The 20,599-nt window shown below is 74.9% G+C and carries 16 protein-coding genes; 13 read left to right on the top strand and 3 right to left on the bottom strand.

The features are described from left to right. Positions 1-6: 6 nt before the first annotated feature. On the bottom strand, positions 7-1,059 hold the full coding sequence (locus tag ACFWEK_RS00330; RefSeq protein ID WP_430544560.1) for a LacI family DNA-binding transcriptional regulator: 1,053 nt from the start codon (positions 1,057-1,059) through the stop codon (positions 7-9). 202 nt (positions 1,060-1,261) lie between these two features. Between ACFWEK_RS00330 and ACFWEK_RS00325 the strand changes: the two genes are divergently transcribed. The 12 genes from ACFWEK_RS00325 to ACFWEK_RS00270 all read left to right on the top strand — a co-directional run bounded on the left by ACFWEK_RS00325 (position 1,262) and on the right by ACFWEK_RS00270 (position 17,707). After that, positions 1,262-2,545 (top strand): ABC transporter substrate-binding protein, encoded by a 1,284-nt coding sequence (locus ACFWEK_RS00325; RefSeq protein ID WP_430544559.1) that lies wholly within the window; start codon positions 1,262-1,264, stop codon positions 2,543-2,545. 60 nt (positions 2,546-2,605) lie between these two features. Further along, entirely contained in the window at positions 2,606-3,556 is a 951-nt protein-coding gene (locus tag ACFWEK_RS00320; RefSeq protein ID WP_430544558.1) for a carbohydrate ABC transporter permease, read from the top strand. After that, entirely contained in the window at positions 3,543-4,472 is a 930-nt protein-coding gene (locus ACFWEK_RS00315; RefSeq protein WP_430544557.1) for a carbohydrate ABC transporter permease, read from the top strand. Before ACFWEK_RS00320 ends, ACFWEK_RS00315 begins: the two co-directional genes overlap by 14 nt. A gap of 53 nt (positions 4,473-4,525) precedes the next feature. After that, entirely contained in the window at positions 4,526-5,278 is a 753-nt protein-coding gene (locus tag ACFWEK_RS00310) for an SDR family NAD(P)-dependent oxidoreductase (protein ID WP_430552695.1), read from the top strand. After that, positions 5,275-7,260 (top strand): heparinase II/III family protein, encoded by a 1,986-nt coding sequence (locus ACFWEK_RS00305; protein WP_430552694.1) that lies wholly within the window; start codon positions 5,275-5,277, stop codon positions 7,258-7,260. The genes ACFWEK_RS00310 and ACFWEK_RS00305 overlap by 4 nt, the downstream gene beginning before the upstream one ends. Next, positions 7,257-9,440, top strand: coding sequence for a hypothetical protein (locus tag ACFWEK_RS00300; RefSeq protein ID WP_430552693.1), 2,184 nt, complete (start codon positions 7,257-7,259; stop codon positions 9,438-9,440). The genes ACFWEK_RS00305 and ACFWEK_RS00300 overlap by 4 nt, the downstream gene beginning before the upstream one ends. Beyond that, the gene (locus ACFWEK_RS00295; RefSeq protein ID WP_430544553.1) at positions 9,437-10,063 is read left to right on the top strand and encodes a DUF624 domain-containing protein; all 627 of its coding nucleotides are present in this window, start codon (positions 9,437-9,439) and stop codon (positions 10,061-10,063) included. Before ACFWEK_RS00300 ends, ACFWEK_RS00295 begins: the two co-directional genes overlap by 4 nt. After that, a complete protein-coding gene (locus ACFWEK_RS00290) occupies positions 10,060-11,391 on the top strand; it encodes a GDSL-type esterase/lipase family protein (RefSeq protein WP_430552692.1) in 1,332 nt (443 codons plus the stop codon). The genes ACFWEK_RS00295 and ACFWEK_RS00290 overlap by 4 nt, the downstream gene beginning before the upstream one ends. Positions 11,392-11,482: 91 nt before the next feature. Then, the gene (locus ACFWEK_RS00285) at positions 11,483-13,954 is read left to right on the top strand and encodes a polysaccharide lyase 8 family protein (protein WP_430552691.1); all 2,472 of its coding nucleotides are present in this window, start codon (positions 11,483-11,485) and stop codon (positions 13,952-13,954) included. A gap of 25 nt (positions 13,955-13,979) precedes the next feature. Further along, positions 13,980-15,476, top strand: a complete 1,497-nt coding sequence (locus ACFWEK_RS00280) for a polysaccharide lyase 6 family protein (protein ID WP_430552690.1) — start codon at positions 13,980-13,982, stop codon at positions 15,474-15,476. A gap of 48 nt (positions 15,477-15,524) precedes the next feature. Continuing rightward, a complete protein-coding gene (locus ACFWEK_RS00275; protein WP_430552689.1) occupies positions 15,525-16,505 on the top strand; it encodes an acetylxylan esterase in 981 nt (326 codons plus the stop codon). Continuing rightward, positions 16,502-17,707: an MFS transporter gene (locus tag ACFWEK_RS00270; protein WP_430552688.1), complete on the top strand. Its 1,206-nt coding sequence runs from the start codon at positions 16,502-16,504 to the stop codon at positions 17,705-17,707. Before ACFWEK_RS00275 ends, ACFWEK_RS00270 begins: the two co-directional genes overlap by 4 nt. A gap of 33 nt (positions 17,708-17,740) precedes the next feature. On the opposite strand, the gene ACFWEK_RS00265 is transcribed toward ACFWEK_RS00270, so the two are convergent. Beyond that, entirely contained in the window at positions 17,741-18,691 is a 951-nt protein-coding gene (locus ACFWEK_RS00265; RefSeq protein ID WP_430552687.1) for a DUF1254 domain-containing protein, read from the bottom strand. A 167-nt stretch (positions 18,692-18,858) separates the two neighbouring features. On the opposite strand from ACFWEK_RS00265, the gene ACFWEK_RS00260 reads away from it, so the two are divergent. Further along, entirely contained in the window at positions 18,859-19,869 is a 1,011-nt protein-coding gene (locus tag ACFWEK_RS00260; RefSeq protein ID WP_430552686.1) for an NADP-dependent oxidoreductase, read from the top strand. 10 nt (positions 19,870-19,879) lie between these two features. On the opposite strand, the gene ACFWEK_RS00255 is transcribed toward ACFWEK_RS00260, so the two are convergent. Beyond that, positions 19,880-20,599, bottom strand: a 720-nt coding sequence (locus tag ACFWEK_RS00255) for a metallophosphoesterase (RefSeq protein WP_430552685.1), incomplete at its 5' end; no start/stop codon positions are given.

The raw sequence follows: 20,599 nt of genomic DNA, 5'->3' as shown, positions 1-20,599 counted from the left end.
CGCGGGTCAGGCGACGACGGCGGCCGTCGAGTCGCGCACCACGAGCTCCGGCCGGAACAGCAGCGAGGAGCCCTGGGATGCCGGGCCCTCGTCGGGGCCGTGCAGCGCCCGGAAGGCGGCGGCCGCCATCTCCTTCATCGGCTGGCGCACGGTGGTGAGGCGCGGCGAGTAGAGCTCGGCCAGCACGATGTCGTCGAAGCCCGCGACGGACACGTCCCGGCCGACCTCCATGCCCGCGTCGCGCACGGCGCGGCAGACGCCGATGGCGGTCATGTCGTTGACGGCGAAGATCGCGGTGGGCGGGTTCGGCCCGGCGAGCAGCTCGGTGGCGGCGACGCGACCGAGCTCGGCGGCCTCGACGTCGCCGAACGCGCCGTCGGCGCCGCTGCTGCCCGGCCAGGTGACGACGTCGGGCCGCGCGATGCCCGCCCGCTCCAGCGCGCGCAGGAAGCCCTCGAACCGCTCGGTGCGGTTGACCGACCGGATCGCCCCGGAGAGGAACGCGATGCGCCGGTGGCCCAGCGACACCAGGTGCTCGCCCATCAGCTCCGCGCCGACGGCGTTGTCGACGCTGACGTTCACGAGGCCGACCGGGTCGTCGGCCTGCGCGGTGCGGTCGAACGCGACGAGCCGGAGGCCGTCGTCGAGCAGGCCCGAGACGTGCTCCAGGGACGGCAGCGAGGAGCAGAGCACGATGCCGCGGATGCCGTCGGAGACCAGCTCGTCGACGTACTGGCGCTCGCGGGCGGGGTCGCGCTCGGAGTTGCACAGGAGCACGTGATAGCCCTCGGTGAGCGCGGCGGCCTCGAGGTACCGGGCGAGCGCGCCCCAGTACGGGTTGCCCACCGACGGTACGACGAGGCCGATGACCTGCGGCTTGCCCGTGCGCAGCTGGCGCGCGGCACGGTTGGGGCGGTAGCCGAGCTCCTTGATGGTGCTCTCCACGCGCTCGCGGGTCTCGGGCAGCATGCGGCCGGTGCGCCCGTTCAGCAGGTTCGAGACGGTGCTCGTGGACACTCCTGCCGCACGCGCGACGTCCAGGATCGTGATGCCAGCCATGCGCTCGTGCGGCCTCCTCGGTTCCGGGCTCTTGCCCACCTCGCCAGTGCATCGATGGACTGTCTGGCGCCGATCATAGGGCATCAAAGGACCGCTTGACGGAGGTGAAGTCCCACTCTATGGTCAGTGCATCGTTACACCGGGAGCCGCCGTCGGCTCCCCCTCGCCTTCGTGAGATCAACGCCGATCGAAAGGGCTTGTCATGGAATTCAGCCGTCGCAGCTTCCTCACGGCCATGGGCCTCGGGACCGCGGCCGCCGTGGCGGGCTGCGCCACGACGAGCCCCAGCGGCTCGTCCGCCGCCGACCCCACCGGCCCGGTGGAGGGCGACATCACCTTCCTGTGCGCGCTGTTCGAGGGCGCCACGGGCAAGGAGACGCTCGAGGGCAAGCTGATCAAGCAGTTCAACGAGAAGTACCCGGACGTGAACGTCACCGTCGACTACACCGACTACGGCTCGCTGAACGAGAAGATCACCACCGGCCTGGCCAGCGGGCTCATGCCCGACGTCGTCACGCTCGGCGTCGGCTGGGTCCCGCCGTTCGCCTTCAAGAACGCGATCGCCCCGCTGCCCGAGTCGCTCGCCACGCGCTACACGTACGAGGAGCGCGTGCTGGAGCCGTCGCGGTTCGACGGCAAGCTCTACGCCCTGCCGATGGTGCTCGACACGCGCATCGTCGCGTACCGCAAGGACTTCTTCGAGGAGGCCGGCCTCACGGGCACCCCGAAGAACTGGGACGAGCTGCGCGACTACGCGAAGCAGCTCACGGTCAAGGAGGGCGGGAAGACCACGCGCGTCGGCTTCGACCCGTTCTCCATCGACCTGCGCCAGTGCTGGGAGACGTTCCTGTTCGGCAACTCCGGCGAGCTCTTCTCCGCGGACGGACGCGAGGTGCTCTTCGACAGCCCCGAGGGGGTCGCGTCGCTGCAGCTCTTCCTCGACATGATGGCGGACGGCTCGGCCGACTTCGCCCTCACCACCGAGGCGGGGCAGCCGACCACCCTCCAGCAGGGCACCTCGGCGATCATGATGACCAACAACTCGTTGTACGTGCAGCTGCAGCAGCAGTCGCCCGAGCTGGTCGACAAGATCGGCACCTTCGTGCTGGGCAACACGAACCCCGCGATGCTGCAGGGCGGCACGATGGTGTCGCAGTCGGCCACCACGAAGTACCCCGCCGCGGCGCGCGCCTTCGTCGAGTACATGGGCTCGCCCGACGCCGTCCTGGTCGCGAGCGAGCAGCGCGGCTCCGTCCCGGCGATCTCGGACCTCAAGGACAGCGACTACGTCAAGGGCAACCCGATGGTCGAGTTCGCCATCACCAACCTCGACAAGGCGCGGTCCGAGGGCGGCACCCCGGCCTGGATGGAGATCCGGGAGAAGATCAAGCCGACCCTCGAGACGGCGATCGTCGGGCAGCAGTCCGCGCAGGCGGCCATCGACCAGCTCGCCGGCATCGCGAACGACGCGATCGCCCGGCTGTGACCCGGTCCGTCCCATGACCTGGCATGACCCGACACACCGATCGATGAAGAGGGGGTCGTCGTGGCCGTCGTCTCCGCGCCGCGCGACGTGAGCGCACCACCCGTCGTCCCGCCCCGCTCGCCCGCGCCCCGGCGCCGGCGGGCGGGGGCGGCCCGCCGCCGCGCCGGCATGCTCATGGTGGCGCCGGCATTCCTGCACGCGCTGATCTGGATCGGCATCCCGGTGATCGCGGCGTTCGTGCTGTCGTTCACCAACTACGACGTGCTCACGCAGCCGCGCTTCAACGGGATCCAGAACTACGTGGACGCGCTGACCGACCCGGTGTTCCGCCGGGGCATGCTCAACACGCTGGTCTACGCGTTCTTCACCGTGCCGGTCGCGATGGGCATCGCGCTGCTCATCGCGCTGATGCTCGACACGCAGCTGCGCGCCCGGGCGCTGTTCCGCACCGCCGTGTTCATCCCGCAGGTGACGGCGACCATCGCCGTCGCGCTGGTGTGGCTGTGGATCTACGACCCGCGCAACGGCCTGCTCAACGCCGTGCTCGGCTTCTTCGGGATCCCGGCGCAGAACTGGCTGTCGTCGACCACGTGGGCGATGCCGTCGGTGATCGTCGTCGGCATCTGGCAGGGCATCGGCCTGAAGATGCTCATCTACCTGGCGGCGCTGCAGTCCCTGCCGAAGGACGTCTACGAGGCGGCGTCGGTGGACGGGGCGTCGAAGACGCGGCAGTTCTTCAGCATCACGCTGCCGCTGCTCAAGCCCGCGACGTTCTTCGTGTTCGTCACCTCGGTCATCTCCGCCTTCCAGGCGTTCGACCTCATCTACATCCTCACCGACGGCGGGCCGGCGAACACGACCACGATGATGACGTACGAGATCTACAAGTCGGCGTTCCGGGAGTTCCGCGTCGGCTACGCGTGCGCGCAGTCGATCATCCTGTTCGTCTTCCTGCTGCTCCTGACCCTCGCGAACCGACGGCTCAACGGAGGCGACAGTGGCCGGCATTGATCTCGCGGCGACCTCGCCGCGCACCACGCTCGACGTCGTCGGGCGCTCCCCGGCGACGCGCCGGCGGCTCTCGCGGACCGCCCTCTACGTGGCGCTGGGCGTCATCGCCGTCGTGATGGTGGTGCCGTTCGTGTGGATGGTGCTGACGTCGCTCAAGACGCCGGCGGACATCGCGGCGAGCCCGCCCACCTTCCTGCCCACCGAGTGGGCGTGGGGCAACTACGCCGACGCGCTGGCCGCGGCGCCGTTCCTCACCTACGCGCGCAACAGCCTGATCATCGCGGTGAGCCACACGACCATCAACCTCGTGGTCGCGTCGATGGCGGGCTACGCGCTGGCGCGGCTCCGGTTCCGCGGGTCCGAGCTGGTGTTCCTCGGGTTCGTCGCGGCGCTGATGATCCCCACCTACACGAAGATCATCCCCGAGTTCCTCATCGTGCGGTTCATGCCGCTGTTCGGGGGCAACGACATCCTCGGGCAGGGCGGCACCGGCTGGCTCGACACCTGGTGGGCGCTCATCGTCCCGGGCGCCGTGACGCCGTTCGCCGTCTTCCTGTTCCGGCAGTTCTACCTGGACCTGCCGGTCGAGCTGGAGGAGGCCGCCCGGCTCGACGGCGTGAGCGAGCTCGGCATCTGGGCGCGGATCATGACGCCCCTGGTGAAGCCGGCGTTCATCACCGTGGCGCTGCTGACCTTCGAGAGCTCCTGGAACAACTTCCTGTGGCCGCTGCTCGTGACGCGCACCGACTCGATGCGCGTGATCCAGGTGGGCCTGTCGGTGTTCCGCACCGAGAACGACACCCAGTGGGCCTTCCTCATGGCCGGCACCACCCTGGCGACCCTGCCGATGGTGGCGCTCTTCCTGCTGGGGCAGAAGTACTTCGTCCGCGGCTTCGCGAACGCGGGCATCAAGTGACGGGCGGCGACCGGTCGCCCGTCGGACAGAGAGGCAAGCGAATGGCGATGGACATGACGGACGCGAAGGTGCTCGTCACGGGCGCGGGGCACGGGATCGGGCGCGGCGTCGCGCTCGGGCTGGCCGCCGCGGGGGCGGACGTCGTGGTGCACTACGGCAGCTCGGCAGACGCCGCCGCGCGGACCGTGGCGGACATCGAGGCGCTCGGCCGCAAGGCGGTCGCGCTGCAGGCCGACGTCACCTCGACCGAGGACGTGGACCGGCTCGTCGCCGACGCGGTCGCCTTCCTCGGCGGGCTCGACGTCGTGGTGTGCAACGCGGGGCACCTGGTGGGCCGCGTGCCCGTGGCGGAGATGAGCGACGACCACTACGAGTCCGTGGTCGACGTCAACCTCGGGTCCACGTTCCGCGCCTGCCGTGCCGCGATCCCGCACCTGCTCGAGTCGGACCGGGCGCGCATCGTGGCGATGTCGTCGCTGGCCGCGCACAACGGCGGCGGGCCGGGGTCGGTCGTCTACGCGGCGTCGAAGGCCGCGGTGCGCGGCTTCGTCAAGGGCCTGGCCAAGGAGCTCGGGCCGCAGGGCGTCACCGTCAACGCGGTGGCCCCCGGGTACATCGCCGACACGGCGTTCCACGGCACCTTCAGCACCGACGAGGCGCAGCAGAAGATGGTCGCGGGCACGCCGGTCGGGCGGCCCGGCACCGTGGAGGACGTCGCGGCGGCGGTGCAGTACCTGGCCTCGCGCGAGGCGTCGTACATCACGGGCACCACCCTCGACATCGACGGGGGGACCTGGCCGCGATGACCTCCCTCGCCCCCGTCACCTCGGACGCCGTCCCCGCCGCCGACACCGTCGCGGCCGGCCTCCCGCGCGAGCGCGGGGGCTGGTGGCACGACCTCGTCTGCCCGACGCACGGCACGGAGCTCTCCCACGCGGGGATCCCCGGGCCGGTGCCGCCGGCGGGCGGCGTGCGCTGCCCGCACGGCTGCGCGGTCGACACGGAGCCGGTGCGCGGCGCCTGGCTGGTGCTCAGCCACCAGGCGTGGGCACGGCGGGCCCGGGTGCTCGCGCATCGGGCTGCCCGCACGGGGGACGAGGCGGCGCGGGCGGAGGCGGTGCGCCTGCTCGTGGCCTACGCCGACGTCTACGCCGAGGTGACGGGCGGCGGCGAGCACGAGCGCGCGCAGGACTGGATGCTCCGCGGGCGGCTGTTCCACCAGGCGCTCACCGACGCCATCTGGGCGGTGTCGGTCGGGCACGCGGTGTGGTCGCTCGCGGAGGCGGACCCGGGGCGGGCGGGCGACCTCGCCCCCGTGCTGGGGATGCTCGACGCCACCGCCGAGGCGGCCCGCGCCGCGCGGGGGCGCCTCGTGGCCGACGGGAAGTTCACCTCCAACTACACGGCCTGGCTCAACGCCGCCGGCCGCGTGTGCAGCCGGGCCGCCGCGCTGGTGCGCGGCGAGGGGGCCGCGCCCGCCGTCGCCGACGACGAGTGGCTCGCCGGGGAGCACGGGCAGCTCGCCCACGCGCTCGCGGCCAGCACCCGCGGCGGCTGGGAGTGGGAGGCCAGCACGTATTACCACGGCTTCGTGGTGCGGGCCTACCTGCTGTCCCTGCGCGGCACCGACCCGGCGGCGCTGCCCGCCGAGGCCCGCGACCGGCTGGTCGCGATGGTCGACGTGCTCGCCGGCCTCGCGACCGACGGCGGCGTGCTGCCGTCCGTGCACGACGGCCCGTACTCCCGCCCCGCCCTCGCGCTGGAGTGGACGGAGCTGGCCGCGCTGGCAGACGGGTTCGTCGCCGACGCGGGGCTGGCCGCGGTCGCCGCGCACGCCCGCACGGAGGCCGCCGCCGGGGACGGCGACGACGAGCCCACGGACGGCCTCGAGGACGAGCTGCGCCGGACGGTTCCGGGCTGGTTCGCCGGGCCGCCCCTGGCCGTGGCGCGCGCGCCGCGCCCGGCGATGACCGTGGACGAGGAGGTGGGGATCGCCGTCCTGCGCGGCGCGGGGATCCACGCCGTGCTCGACCACGGCCCGCACGGCGCGGGGCACGGCCATCACGACAAGCTCGCGCTCGCCCTGTTCGGGCGCAGCACCCCGTGGCAGCCCGACCCCGGCCAGGTGCCGTACGGGCACCCGGCCTGGCGGGCGCACTACGCGTCGGCGGCCGCGCACCCGGTGGTGCGGGTCGACGACGCAGACCCCGCCGAGGCGACCGGCCGTCTGCTGGCCCGCACCCACCGGTCCCTGACCGTCGAGGTCCGGGGCGACGCGACGTCCTGGTACGACGGCGCCCGCGCCGTGCGGCACGTCGTCCTCGGCGACGGGTACCTGCTCGACGTCGCGCACGCGCGCGCCGACCGGCCGCGGCGGCTCACGCTGGGGCTGCGGCCCGACGTGCCGCTCGGGGTGCGCGCGGACGCCGACATCGTGCGCACGGCCTGGCGCGGCGCCGAGGCGCTCGACGGGGTTCACGCCGCCCGCGCGGCCGGGCCGGACGGGGCGGTGCCCGTGCGCGCCGTCGTCGTCCCGGGCCCCGGGCCGGCGGACGACCCGCAGCGCGAGCGCGCGCACGTGGACTGGGCGGCCGAGGCCGCGACGTCGGCGACGTGGGTGTCGGTGTTCCAGGCCGACGCCGAGGCGCGCGACGGCGGCGCGGACGTCACGCGCGTCGAGCTCGACGCGGCGGAGGTGCGGGTGCACCGCGCCGACGGCGCGGTCGACGTCCACCCGCTGCCGGCGGAGCTGGCCGGCTCGACGACGGACGAGGGGGCGACGGCGTGACCGGGACGATCGCGCCCGGGCGGATGCTGCTGCTCGACGAGGCACGGCTCGCGGACCTGCGCGCGCGGCTGGACGGCGACCTGGCGCCGCAGTGGCGCCGGCTCGCCGAGCAGTGCGACCTGTACCGGCGCACCGCGCCCCCCGCGGAGCACCCGCTCGCGAGCATCACGTACCTGGGCCCGGCGGCCGCGAACCTCGCCCTCGCGTACCGGCTCACGGGCCAGCGGCACTACCTCGAGGAGGCGTGGCGCTGGATCTCCGCGGCCGTCTCGTTCGACCACTGGGGCCGCGCGCACCTGCCCGACCACGACCTCGACGCGGGCTGGGTCCTGCACGGGCTGTCGCTGGCGTACTCGTGGCTGGGCGACGACCTCGACCCCGGGCGCCGGGAGGCGCTGCGCGCCAAGCTCGCGCTGCAGGGGGAGCGGCTGCACGACTTCGCCGTCGCGAGCGAGGGCGGCTGGTGGTCCAGCTCGTACTGGCAGAACCACCACTGGATCTGCCACACCGGCCTCGCGACCGTCGGGTACGCGCTGGGCGTGCCCGCCTGGACGGAGCGGGCCAAGGCGGCGATGGGCACCGTCGTCGACGTGCTGCCCGCCGACGGCTCCGACATGGAGGGCGTCGTCTACTGGCGCTACGGCGTGCCGTGGCTCGCGACGTACCTCGACCTGCTGCACGACGCCGAGGGACTGGACTGGTGGGACCGGTGCCGGTTCCTCGCGCGCACGTTCTTCTACCGGCTGCACCAGGCCGCGCCCGGCTACGAGGAGATCGTCGACCACGGCGACTGCCACGACCGGCGCAGCGGCCACAGCGTGGCGCTGTACCGGATCCTCGCCGCGCGGTACGGGATCGGCGAGGCGCAGTGGCTGGCCGACACCGTCGCGGACCGGTTCTTCTGGCGCGAGGCGTACGAGAGCGGCGTGAAGCCCGGCGTCCTGCCCGAGGCGTGGGCCGAGCTGCTCTGGTACGACGCGTCCGTCGCGCCGGTCGACCCGGCCGCGTCCGTGCCCGCGCAGGCGGCGTTCGAGGACCTGGGGCTGCTGGTGCACCGCACGTCGTGGGACGACGACGCCACGCTCGTGTCGTTCAAGTCCTCGCCGGGCGGCGGGCACACCGCGTGGGACACCTCGCGGCGGATCGACGCCGAGCGCGGCTGGGACACGCTCAGCGCGGGACACCACCACCCGGACGCGGGGTCGTTCGTGCTCGCGTCGCGCGGCGCGTGGCTGCTGGTCGACGAGGGGTACTCCAACCAGAAGCGCGCCGGCCACCACAACCTCGTCCTCGTCGACGGCCACGGCTTCGCGGGGGAGGGGCGGTACCACGTCTACGCGGACGCCCCGCCCGACCGCACCGCCGACATGGTCGACGTCCTCGCCGAGGGCGGGTTCCTGCACGGCCGCGCCCGCACCGGGCGGATGTACCCGGTCGAGCTGGGCGTCGAGCGGCTGGAGCGCACGCTCGTGGTCATGCCGTCCGGCCGCACCGTCGTCGTCGACCGGGGGCGCGCCACCGCGCCGCGCGAGTGGACCGTGCTGCTGCACGCGGACCACCCGTCCGACGCGGTGGACCGTGACGTCCCGCACGACGGGACCGGCGGCGAGGACGACGGCGGTGCCGGTGAGGGGACCGTGCGCCGCGTGCTGCGCAACGGCCGCGCGGGCGCGTGGCTCACGATCCACGCCGCGGGCGGCGCCCACGCCGAGCAGGTCGTCACCGACGTCGCGGCCAACCCGACGTCGAGCACCCCGTCGCTGGTCGTGACGCGGCGGCTGCACACGCTGCGCGTCACCCCGCCGGCGTCCCGCGACCTGCTCGCCGTCACGACGATCGAGCCGTTCGACGCCTTCCGCCCGACGCCGTCCACCGCCCGGGTTCGTTGTGGGTGGGATCGTGGCCCCGATTCGGCGCACGAAGGGGCCACGAGCACACCCGCAGCGGGGGTGGGGGCGGACCTGGGCGGCGGGGAGCGGGTGTACCTCGCCGGGCCGGACGGCGCGATCGAGGCCGACGGCGTGACGGCGCTGGCGCGCGCGGTGCTGGTCGCGGGCGACAGGGTCGCCGTCGTCGGGGCGCGGCGCGTCGAGCTCGACGGCCGCACCGTCCTCGACACCACGGGCCGCGACGGCGACGCCGAGGTCACCGCCGTGCTCCCGCTCGCGGGGCGGCGATGACGGCCGCGCCGGCGCCCGAGCGGCAGGACCGCTCGCGCCGCTGGTCGCAGACCTTCCTCGGCTGGCTGGAGTGGCTCGCCCACCCGGTGGCCGCGGGCGCGGCGTTCGCGGTCCTGTGCCTCGGCGTCGTCACGTGGCTCCCGGCGCTCGCCGCCGTCGGCAGCACGCTGCGGGCCTGGCGCACCGACGGTGACGGCCGTTCGTTCACGGGCGTCTTCCGGGCGTTCGGCACGTACTGGCGGCCGCTGCTGGGGCACGCGGTCGCCTCGACGGCGGGGCTGGTGCTGCTGCTGGTCGACGTCGTGTTCCTCGTCGGGCGGTCCGGCCCGGCCGCCGTCGTCCTCGTGATGCTGGCGCTCGGCCTGCTCGTGGCGTCCGTGCCGTACCACCTGGCGCTCGCGGTGGTCGCGGCCGCGCGGCCCGACGGGTCGGTGCGCACGTGGGTGCCCGGCGCCCTGTGGTTCGCCTTCGGCTCGGTGCCCCGCGGCACCGCCCTGCTGGGCGCCGCCGTCGCGACGCCCGTGTTCTCGCTCGTGGTCCCCGCGGGCCCCCTGCTGCTGTGCGCGAGCGTCCCCGTCCTGGTGGGGCTCGTGATCCTCGACCAGACGGAGGACGACGCATGACCGGCACCACCGCCCAGGCCCTTCCGCGCACGAGCGCGGTCGCCCGGCGCTCCCTGCTCGCCGGTGCCCTCGCCACCACCGGCGCGCTGCTCCTCGCGCCGCGGGCCACGGCCCTCTACGGTGTCGCCGCGCTCGCGGGCACCGCCGCGGCCCGGACCCGCACGACGACCTGGGTGCCGTCGTGGACCACCGCCCACACCCGGCCCACCGCCACCGACCCGCTGGTGCTCGGCGGCGTCACCGACCGCACGGTGCGGCACGTGCTGCGCCTCAGCGCCGGCACGGCCCGCGGGGGAGCGCTGCGCGTGCGCCTCGCCGGCACGTTCTCCGCAGCGCCGGTGCGGGTGGGCGCGGTGACGGTCGCGCGGCGCGCGCCGGGGCTGTCCGGCGCGGGCGCGGCCGTCGACCCGGCCACCGTCACGACCGTCACGTTCGGCGGCGAGCGCGGCGCGCTCCTCGCGTCGGGCGCGACGCTCGTCAGCGACCCGGCGGGGCTCGCCGTGCCCGACGGCGGCGACCTCGTCGTCAGCCTCCACCTCCCGGGACCTACGGGCGCACTGAGCTTCCACCGCAACACGCACGCCACCGGCTACGTCGGTGCGGGCGACCTCACCGCCGACGCCGGGCCCGGCTTCGAGGGCGCGGAGACCACGCGGTCGGCGGTGCTGCTGGTCGGCGTGGACGTCGAGCGTCCCGGCGTGCCCGGCGTCGCCGTGCTGGGCGACTCGATCACCGAGGGCGTCGGCACGCCCGACGACGCCGACCAGCGGTTCGCCGACCACCTCGCCCGCCGTCTCGCGGAGCGCGGCGGCCCGGTCGGCGTCGCGAACCTCGGCGTCAGCGGCAACCGCGTGCTGCTCGACGACGAGCGGTTCGGCCCCAGCGGCCAGGCCCGCCTCGACCGCGACGCGCTGGCCCTGCCCGGGATCGACACGCTGCTCGTGGTGCTCGGCGTCAACGACCTGCAGCAGCCGCCCAGCCAGACCGACCCCGCCGTGCTGCTCGCCGGGTACCGCCAGCTCGTGCTGCGCGCCCGCGACCGCGGGCTGCGCGTGGTCGGCACCACGATCACGCCGTTCGGCGGCTGGCAGCGCTGGACGCCGGCGCTCGAGGAGGAGCGCCGCGTCGTCAACGCCACGCTGCTCGCGGAGGCGGGCCGCGGGGCGGGCGCCTTCGACGCCGTCGCGGACGTGGCCTCCGCGCTGGCCGACCCCGCCGACCCGGCGCGGCTGGCTCCCGCCTTCGACAGCGGCGACGGCCTGCACCCCACGCCCGCCGGCGCGGCGGCGATGGCCGCCGCCGTCCCGCGGCGCGCGCTCCTGGGCTGACCCTTCCCACCGCACCACCGCTCCACCCACCTGCTCGACGACGAGAGGGATCGTGATGGACATCGACACACCGGGTTCGACAGCACTGAGCATGCCCGCAGACCGCCCAGGCGCCCCCGCGCCCACCCGCCGCAGCGTGCTGCGCGGCTTCGGCGCCCTCGCCGGCGCCGCCGCGCTGGCGCCCGCGCTGAGCCTGCCCGCCCGGGCGGTGCCCGCCTCGACCACGGCCGAGCTGGTGGATCGCTGGGCGGTGCTCCAGACCGGAGGCCCTGGTCTGGACCTGGCCGACGCGCACGTCAAGGCCGCCGTGCGGCGCGTCGACAGGGCGGCCACGACCGTCCTCGCGACGCTCGACCGCGCCTCCGGCCGCACGTCCCTCTGGCCCGACCTGGCCGACTGGACGAGGTCCAACACCGTCACCACGACGTTCAAGCGGCTGCGCTCGATCGCCGTCGCATGGGCGACGCCGGGCACGTCGGTCGCGGGCGACGCCGCGGTGGCGGACGCCGTCGCCGACGGCATCACCTGGATGCACGACCACGTCTACGGGCCGGGCATCCCGCGCTTCGACAACGACTGGGACTGGGAGATCGGCTCGGCGTCGGCCCTCGCGGACACGCTGGTCGTGCTGCGCGCGCACCTGGGCGACGCCCTCGCCCGCAGCACGGCCGCCATCGACCACTACACGCCGGACCCGAACCTGTGGCGCGCCGACCGGCAGATCGCCACGGGCGCCAACCGGGTGTGGATCGCGACCGTCGTCGCCGTGCGCGCGTCGCTCGACGGCGACGAGGCCGCGCTGCTGCGCGTGCGCGACGCGCTCAGCGACGTCGAGGGCGGGGGCGCGAACAGCGTGCTGGCGTTCGTCGACGGCGGCACCGCCGAGGGCGAGGGCACGGGGGAGGGCTTCTTCCGCGACGGCTCGTTCCTGCAGCACTGGAAGCACCCGTACAACGGCGGCTACGGCAAGGAGCTGCTCGGCACGCTGTCGTCGCTGCTGCACCTGCTCGGCGACTCGCCGTGGCAGGTCACGGACCCGGCGCTGGCGAACGTCTACGCGTGGGTCACCGACGCCTTCGACCCGCTCATGGCGCGCGGCGACATGGTCGCGTCGGTGTGCGGGCGCGAGATCGCGCGGCCCAGCAAGCAGGGGCACGCGCCCACGCAGACGGTCGTCGAGGGCACGCTCCGGCTCATCCCGTCGGCCCCGGAGTCGCAGGCCGCGACCCTGACCTCGCTGGTGGCGCAGTGGATCGTGGAGGACACCTACCGCGACTTCCTCGCGGCGACGACGCCCGCGTCCGTCGTCGCCGCGAACGCGCTGCTGGCGACGTCGCCGACGCCGCGCGGCGCGCTCGTCGCGCACCGGCAGTACCCGGCGATGGACAAGGCGGTGCACCACCGCCCGGGGTTCGCGGTGAGCGTCAGCGCGTACTCGGCCCGCGTGTACAACTACGAGTCGATCCAGAACGAGAACCTGCACGGCTGGCACCTGTCGGACGGCATGGTGCTGCTGTACACCGACGACCTCGGCCACTACAGCGAGGACTACTGGCCCACGGTCGACCCGTACCGCCTGCCCGGCACCACGGTCGACACCGCGCGCCTCGCGGACAGCGCGCACTTCCGCGAGACGAACGGCGCGACCTGGGTGGGCGGGGCCGCCGTGCCCGGCGCCACGGTCGGCGCGTACGGGCAGGACCTGCGCGCCCGCGGCTCCGACCTGCGGGCCCTCAAGAGCTGGTTCCTCGTCGACGACGCCGTGGTCTGCGTCGGCTCCGGGATCACGGCGCCCGCTGCCGGTGGCGTCGAGACGGTCGTGGAGAACCGCAAGGTGCGCGACGGCGCCGCGCTCGTCGTCGACGGCGTCGCGCAGGGGATCGGCAACGGCTGGTCGGCCGCGCTCGACGACGTGCGCTGGTGCCACCTGTCCGGCACGGCGGGCTACGTGTTCCCCGGCGGCGCGCGGCTGCACGCCCTGCGCGAGGACCGCACGCACACCTGGCGCGAGATCAACGTCAAGTACGGCACGGACACCCCGGTGACCCGCCCCTACGTCACGGCGTGGCTCGACCACGGGGCAGCGCCCGCCGGGGCCACGTACGCCTACGTCATGCTCCCGGCGGCCGACGCCGCGGGCACCCGCGCGTTCGCGGAGGCGTGCGGCACCGCGCCGGGGCTGCGGGTCCTCGGGCAGGACGACGACGTCCACGCCGTCGCGCTCGGCGGCACCCTCGCCGCCAACTTCTGGGCGGCGGCGTCCGTCCCCGTCGGCGCGGGCGAGCCCGGGGAGGGCGGGTCGCTGCACGCCGACGGCCCGGCGTCCGTCGTCGTGCACGAGACGGGCGGCCCGGGCGGCACCGAGTGGACCCGGCCCACCACCGTCGCGCTGAGCGACCCGACGCAGGCCCGCGACACCGTCGTCGTCGATCTGAACCGCGACGGGCTGCGGTTCGTGTCCGCCGACCCGGGCGTCACCGTGACCAGGCGCGGCGCCGGCTGGCGGATCGTCGCCGCCACCGCCGGCCTGGCCGGCGCCACCGTCACCGCCTCGTTCGTCTGACCGTCGCGAGAACCCTGGAGGAACCATGAAGAAGCACCTCGCGCTGCCTCTCGTCCTCGCCCTCGGGCTGACGTGCGGCGTCGCGGCGCCCGCCGTGGCAACCGCGGCGGCCCCCCCGACGTCGGGCTCCGCGGCCGCCGCGGAGGACGCGGACCCCGCGCCGCTGCGCACCGTCCGCGTGAGCACCAGCGCCGAGCTGGCCGCCGCGTTCAAGGCCGTCCTGCCCGGCGACCGCATCGTGCTGGCCGACGGCGAGTACACGATGGTCAAGCTCGCCGACAAGGCGGGCACCGCCGACGCGCCGGTCGTCGTGGAGGGCGCCACCCTCGGCGGCGCGGTCGTCACGGGCGGCCAGCTCGAGGTCGCCCGGTCGAGCCACGTCGTCGTGCGCGGGCTGACCTTCCGGAACGCCACAACGCTGAAGATCACGGCGTCCACGCACGTGCGGTTCACGCGCAACGACGTCGCGCTGCGGTTCGAGCCGCCGGCCGACCCGACGTCGTCCCGCCACTGGCTCCAGATCTCGGGGGAGGGCAGCGGCTACCACCGCATCGACCACAACTCCTTCCACGACAAGACGCTGATGGGCAACTACGTCACCGTCTACGGCGGGGCCACGCAGATCTCCCAGCACGACCGGATCGACCACAACTGGTTCGGCGACAGCCCCGCGCAGCCGGTCAACGGCGGCGAGGCGATCCGGCTCGGCGTCTCCGCGCTGTCGGACTCCAGCTCCTTCGCCGTGGTCGAGCACAACGTGTTCGAGAACACCGACTCCGACCCGGAGATCGTCTCGATCAAGAGCGACGACAACACGGTGCGCTTCAACACCGTGCGCCGGTCGGCGGGCGCGTTCGTCGCCCGCCGCGGGGACCGCAACGTCATCCAGGGGAACGTCTTCCTCGGCGAGGGCAAGCCCGGCACGGGCGGCGTGCGGCTCTACGGCGACGACCAGCTCGTGTTCGATAACTACTTCGAGGGCCTGCGCGGCTCCGGGTACACCGCGGCGCTGCAGATCGACGGCGGCGACGTGGACGGCTCCGGCTCGACGTCGGCCCACTGGCGCGTGCACCGCGCGACGGTCGTGCACAACACGTTCGTCGACAACACCTCGAACGTCGAGGTCGGCGCGAACTACGTCCTCCCGCCGGTGGACTCGCTCGTGGCCGACAACCTCGTCGTCGGCTCGGCCGGCCCGCTGTTCCAGGAGCTCAAGCAGCCCGCCGGCGTCACCTACTCCGGCAACGTCGCGTGGCCGACGGGCGCCGCGACGCTCGGCATCGACGCCGCGCCGCGCGAGGTGCGCGTCGTCGACCCGCTGCTCGTCCGCTCCGGCGGGCTGTGGCGGCTGCGCCCCGGCCCGGCGATGAACACCGCCGTCGGCACGTACCCGTTCCTCGCCGACGACGTCGACGGCCAGCCCCGCGACGTGCGGCCCGACGTCGGCGCCGACGAGGTGTCGTCCGCGCCCGTCACCCGGCGGCCCCTCGACCGGGACGACGTCGGACCCGCCGCACCCTGACCGACCCCGCCCGCACCCTTCGTCCCGCCACGACCCAGGAGCACCCGCATGGCCTTCTTCGACAAGCCCCTCGACGACCTGCGCGCCTACCGGCCCGAGCCCGAGGAGCCTGCGGACTTCGACGCGTTCTGGAAGCAGACGCTCGACGCCGCGGCGGCCGCCGCCACCGAGCCGGAGCAGGCGCCCTTCGACGCCGGGCTCGCGACCGTCGAGGTGCGGGACGTGACGTTCTCCGGCTGGGCCGGGCAGCCGATCAAGGCGTGGCTGATGCTGCCGCGCGAGCGCAGCGGGCCGCTGCCCGCCGTCGTCCAGTACATCGGGTACAACGGCGGGCGCGGCGTCCCGTGGGAGTGGCTCACGTGGTCGGCGCCCGGGTACGCGCACCTCGTGATGGACAACCGCGGCCAGGGCGGCGGCGGCAAGACCACCGCCGACACCCCGGACGTCGCCCCCGAGGGCCACGGGTCGTCGTCTCCCGGCTTCCTCACCCGCGGCATCGAGGACCCGGCGAAGCACTTCTACCGGCGTCTGATCACCGACGCCGTGCGCGCCGTCGACGCCGTCAAGGCGCTGCCCGAGGTGGACCCGACCCGGGTCGCGGTGGTCGGCGGCAGCCAGGGCGGCGGGCTCGCGCTCGCCGTCGCCGGCCTGCGCGACGACCTCGCCGGGGCGATCGCCGACGTGCCGTTCCTCAGCCACTACCGCCGCGCGTCGCAGATCACGGACGAGGGTCCGTACGCCGAGATCGCGCGCTACCTCAAGGGTCACCGGTTCGAGGTCGAGGACGTGATGCGCACGCTGTCGTACTTCGACGCCACCAACTTCGCGGCGCGCGCCCGCTGCCCCGGGTGGTTCTCCGTGGCGCTCATGGACAAGATCTGCCCGCCGTCCACCGTCTTCGCGGCCTACCACCGGTACGGCGGGCCCGCGCAGCTGGAGGTCTTCCCGTACAACGGGCACGAGGGCGGCGCGGCGTACGACATGCCCCGCAAGCTCGCGGCGCTCGCGGGGGTGCTCGGGCCCCGGTGACGGCCCCCGACGGGACCGCGCCGCGGGGCGCGATGCTCGCCCTGTACGGCAACACGTTCGTCATGGCGACGGGCTTCTACGTGCTGGTGCCGCTGCTCGCCGTGCACCTGGCCGACGGGCTGGGCTTCGGCCTGGCGCTGGTCGGGCTGCTCGCCGGGATCCGTGCCGGCGCGCAGCAGGGGCTCCAGCTCCCGGCGGGGGTCCTCGCCGACCGGTGGGGCGTGCGGCGGACCATCGTCGCGGGCGTGCTCGTCCGTGCCGCAGGCTTCGGCGCGCTCGCCCTCGCGACGACGCCGCTCGCGGTCGGCGCGGCCGGCGTCGCCGTCGGCCTCGGCGGCGCCCTCTTCCACCCCGCGTCCTACGCCGCGTACGCGCGCCTCGGCGGCGCCCGGCCCGACGTCTTCGCCCGGCGTGAGGCGCTGAGCAACGCCGGGTTGGTCGTCGGGCCGCTGCTCGGCGGGCTGCTCGTGGCCACCGGGTTCGACGTCGTGTGCTGGGTCGCGGCGGGCCTGTTCCTCGCCGCCGCGCCGCTCACCTGGTTCGGGCTCGGGCGGGCCGCCGAGCCCGACGCCGCCCCTGCCGGTACCGGCGAACCCGGGGTGCCCGCCGACGCCGCCCCCGCGCCGGCCACCGGCGGGATGCGCCGCGAGGCGCGGCGCGCGCTCGTCGCGCTGTGCCTGCTCAACGCCGCCGCGTGGGCGGTCTTCACGCAGCTCCAGCTCGTCGTGCCGCTGCGGCTGGACGCCGTGCTCGGCAGCAGCGTCGGGGTCGGCGCGGTCTACGCGGCGGCGGCCGTCCTCGTCCTGGTCCTCACCGTGCCCGTCACGCGATGGCTGCAGGCGCGGCTGCGGCTGCCCCTGGTGCTCGCGCTCGGGGTCGCGACGATGGGGACGGGCATCGCCGTGCTCGGCGGCGGCCCGGGCGTCGCGTCGCTCGTCGCGGGGATGGTCGTGTTCACGCTCGGGCAGATGGTGTTCCAGCCCGCGATGAGCGCGGTCGTCGCCGCGGGTGCGGCCGCCGCGTCCGTCGCCACCCGGTTCGGCGTCAACGGCCTGGCGCTCGCCGTGGGCGGCGTCATCGGGTCGTCCGTCGTGGGTGCGCTGCTCGCCGGGCCGCTCTCCCACGGCGGGTGGGCGTGGGCGGGGTTCGCGCTCGCCGGCGTCGCCGTCGCCGTCGGCTACGGCTGGGTCCGGGTCGGCTGAGCGGCCGACCCGGACCGCGGGCCTCGGCGGGAGTCAGGCGGGCACGACGGGCACGACGGGCGGGACCGTCCAGGTGGCGAGCTCGTCGAGCCGCGGCCGGTACAGGCGGACGGTGAAGTTCCACCCCTCGGGCAGCGGGATGCGGTGGGGCGCGTCGTCGGGCCAGTCGCCGAGGTGGATCGTGACACGGCCGTCCGGGTCCGGCGTCGCGAAGACGGAGTTCACGTTGGTCAGGCCGCTCGGTCCGGGCTCGAAGTAGCCGTCGGCGTTGTAGACGCTGAGCGACCAGAACGCGTCGGCGGGGACGTCGTCGAACGTGATCGTGTACCGGCTCACCGGGAGCCGCGGCTCGACGTTCAGGTACGACGCCTCGGCGTCGGGCAGGCCGCCCCACCCGAGTGCCGTGCCGACGAGGTGCCGCACCGGGTCGACGTCCTCCGCCCGGCCGAAGCAGTGCTCCAGGCCGCCCATCGTGCGGCCGAGGGTGAGCAGGGCCCCGCGCACCTCCTGGTGGCTGGCCGGGTCGTAGTCGGGGCGCACGAACTCGCGCTGCTCGGCGGTGGCGAGGGTGAGCCCGTCCTGGAGGCGGTGCACCTCCTCGACGTCGGCAGGGCTCGTCGGGTCGAAGAGCGTCCGCGCCGCCACGACCACGTAGTCCGTGCCGAACTCGTCACGGGAGAGGACGGACGAGCCGGCCTCGCGGACGACCCGGTTGATGTGGTGGTCCTGGTTGATCACCATCACCGACAGGTACCGGTCGCCGACCTCGGGCACCGTCAGCGTCGCGTCTCCCGCGCCCAGGTCGACGATCGCCACCGAGTACAGCGTGTCCCGGTTCTGCCGGATCACCGGCTGCTCGTCGAGCGGGGCCAGGGCGCGGTCGTGGTGGAAGGTGCCGAGGCCGCCCACCATCGGCAGCATCCTCGCGATCATCGTGTCCGTCTCCGCGCGGGCGAAGTTGTCGATGCTGACCTGGACGGCCATGGCCGTACCTCCTCGGGGGTGCGGGCGACGCCCCGCGGGGAGCTGCGGGACAGGGGTGCGTGACGACGGCCGGGCCCCGCCGCAGGTGGCGCGGCCCGGTCGCGGTGTCACGCTATGGGTGCGCGGCCCGCGGCGCGCGCCGGACCACCGAGGGAGGGAACGTACGGATGCAGGGGTACGTGCTGAGGCGCTACGGCCACCCGGGCGTGATGGAGCTGCGGGAGGTGCCGTGCCCGGTCGCCGGGCCCGGCGAGGTGCTGGTCCGCGTGCGGGCGGCGGGCCTGAACCCGATCGACCACAAGACGCGCGACGGCGGCCTCCGGGTGATCACCAGGCTCCGGCTACCGCTGGTCGCGGGCAGCGAGCTCGCGGGCGAGGTGGCGGCGGTCGGCGCGGGTGTCACCCGGTTCGCCGTGGGGGACCGGGTCTTCGCGCGGGTCGACAAGCGGCGCCTCGGCGCGTTCGCCGAGTACGCGGCGGTCGCGGAGGACCTGGTGGCGGCGATGCCCGCGGCGATCGGGTTCGTCGAGGCCGCCTCGCTGCCCCTGGCCGGGCTCACGGCCCTGCAGGCCCTGCGCGACGAGCTGCGGGTCGCCCCCGGCGACCGCGTGCTGATCACGGGCGGCGCGGGCGGCGTCGGCACCCTCGCGATCCAGCTCGCGGTCTGGCTCGGCGCGGAGGTCACGACGACGGCGTCCGCCCGCGGCACGGCCCTCGTGCGCTCGCTCGGCGCCGCGCGGGTGGTGGACTACCGCGCCGAGCGCTTCGCCGACGTCGTGTCCGACCAGGACGGGGCGTTCGACCTCACCGGCGGGCAGGACCTCACCGACGCCTTCACGATCCTGAAGCCGGGCCGGACCGTCGTCTCCGTGGCCGGACTCCCGGACGCGACGACGGCGCGCGTCGACCTGGACGCCGGCCCCCTCAAGGCGGCCCTCCTGTGGGCGGCGAGCACCGCCATCCGTCGCCGGGCCCGGCGCGCGGGCGTCCGCTACCGCTACCTCTTCATGCACCCGAGCGGGGCGGACCTCGCCGTCCTGGCGGGCCTCGTCGACGACGGGCACCTGCGCCCCGTGGTCGACCGGACGTTCGCGTTCGCCGACATCGCCCGCGCGTTCGCCTACCTGGAGCGCGGTCGCGCGAAGGGCAAGGTCGTCGTGGAGCTCCCGGGCGAGTGACCGGGGCCCCTCAGGCGAGCCGTGCGACGAGGCAGGGGCCGCCCTCGTAGATGCCGCCGTCGACGGCGAGCGCGCGGCCGCCGGCGTAGGAGTGCGGCTCGGTGACGTCCGTGTACGCGCTGCCGAGCATCTCGGCGACGATGCTGTGCCCGTGCACGACCCGGTCACCACCGAGGTGGTCCAGCAGCTCTCGTACGGCCCGCGGGCCGTCCTCCCCGCGGAAGGCCGCGCGCGACGTGAGGTCCCGCCACGTCTCCCACCACACGACGAGGTCGTCGCTCGCCAGCCGGTCCCGCCCGGCGGCGTTCAGGTCGTCGAGCGTCCGGCCCCACCCGAGGTAGGCGAGGGTGTCCGAGTGCACCAGGAGCGCACCGGCGTCGTGCGCCGCCATCGGCAGGGCGCTCAGCCACGCGACGTGCTCGTCGGTGAGCCGCGCCTGGTCGCGGCCCAGGCCGCCGTTGCGGGCCCACGACCGCGCGAAGCTCCGTTCGGGCTCGCCGGGCGGCGGGACCGTCGTCGCCCCGAACCGCCGCATCCCGAGCGCCAGCACCTCGTGGTTGCCCAGGAGCGCCGCCACGGCGCCCCCGGACTCGTCGACGAGCCGCCGGACGAGGTCGATGACGCCGACGCCGTCCGGCCCGCGGTCCAGGTAGTCCCCGAGGAACCAGAGCCGGGCGTCCCGGCCGGCCCATCGGCCGTCGGCGTCCGTGAGCCCCTCCTCGGCCAGGGC

The organism is Isoptericola sp. NPDC060257, assembly GCF_042726645.1.
Classification (GTDB): Bacteria; Actinomycetota; Actinomycetes; order Actinomycetales; family Cellulomonadaceae; genus Isoptericola; species Isoptericola nanjingensis.
The sequence above is the reverse complement of the archived record's forward strand: the minus strand, read 5'-3'. Positions and strand labels throughout refer to the sequence as shown.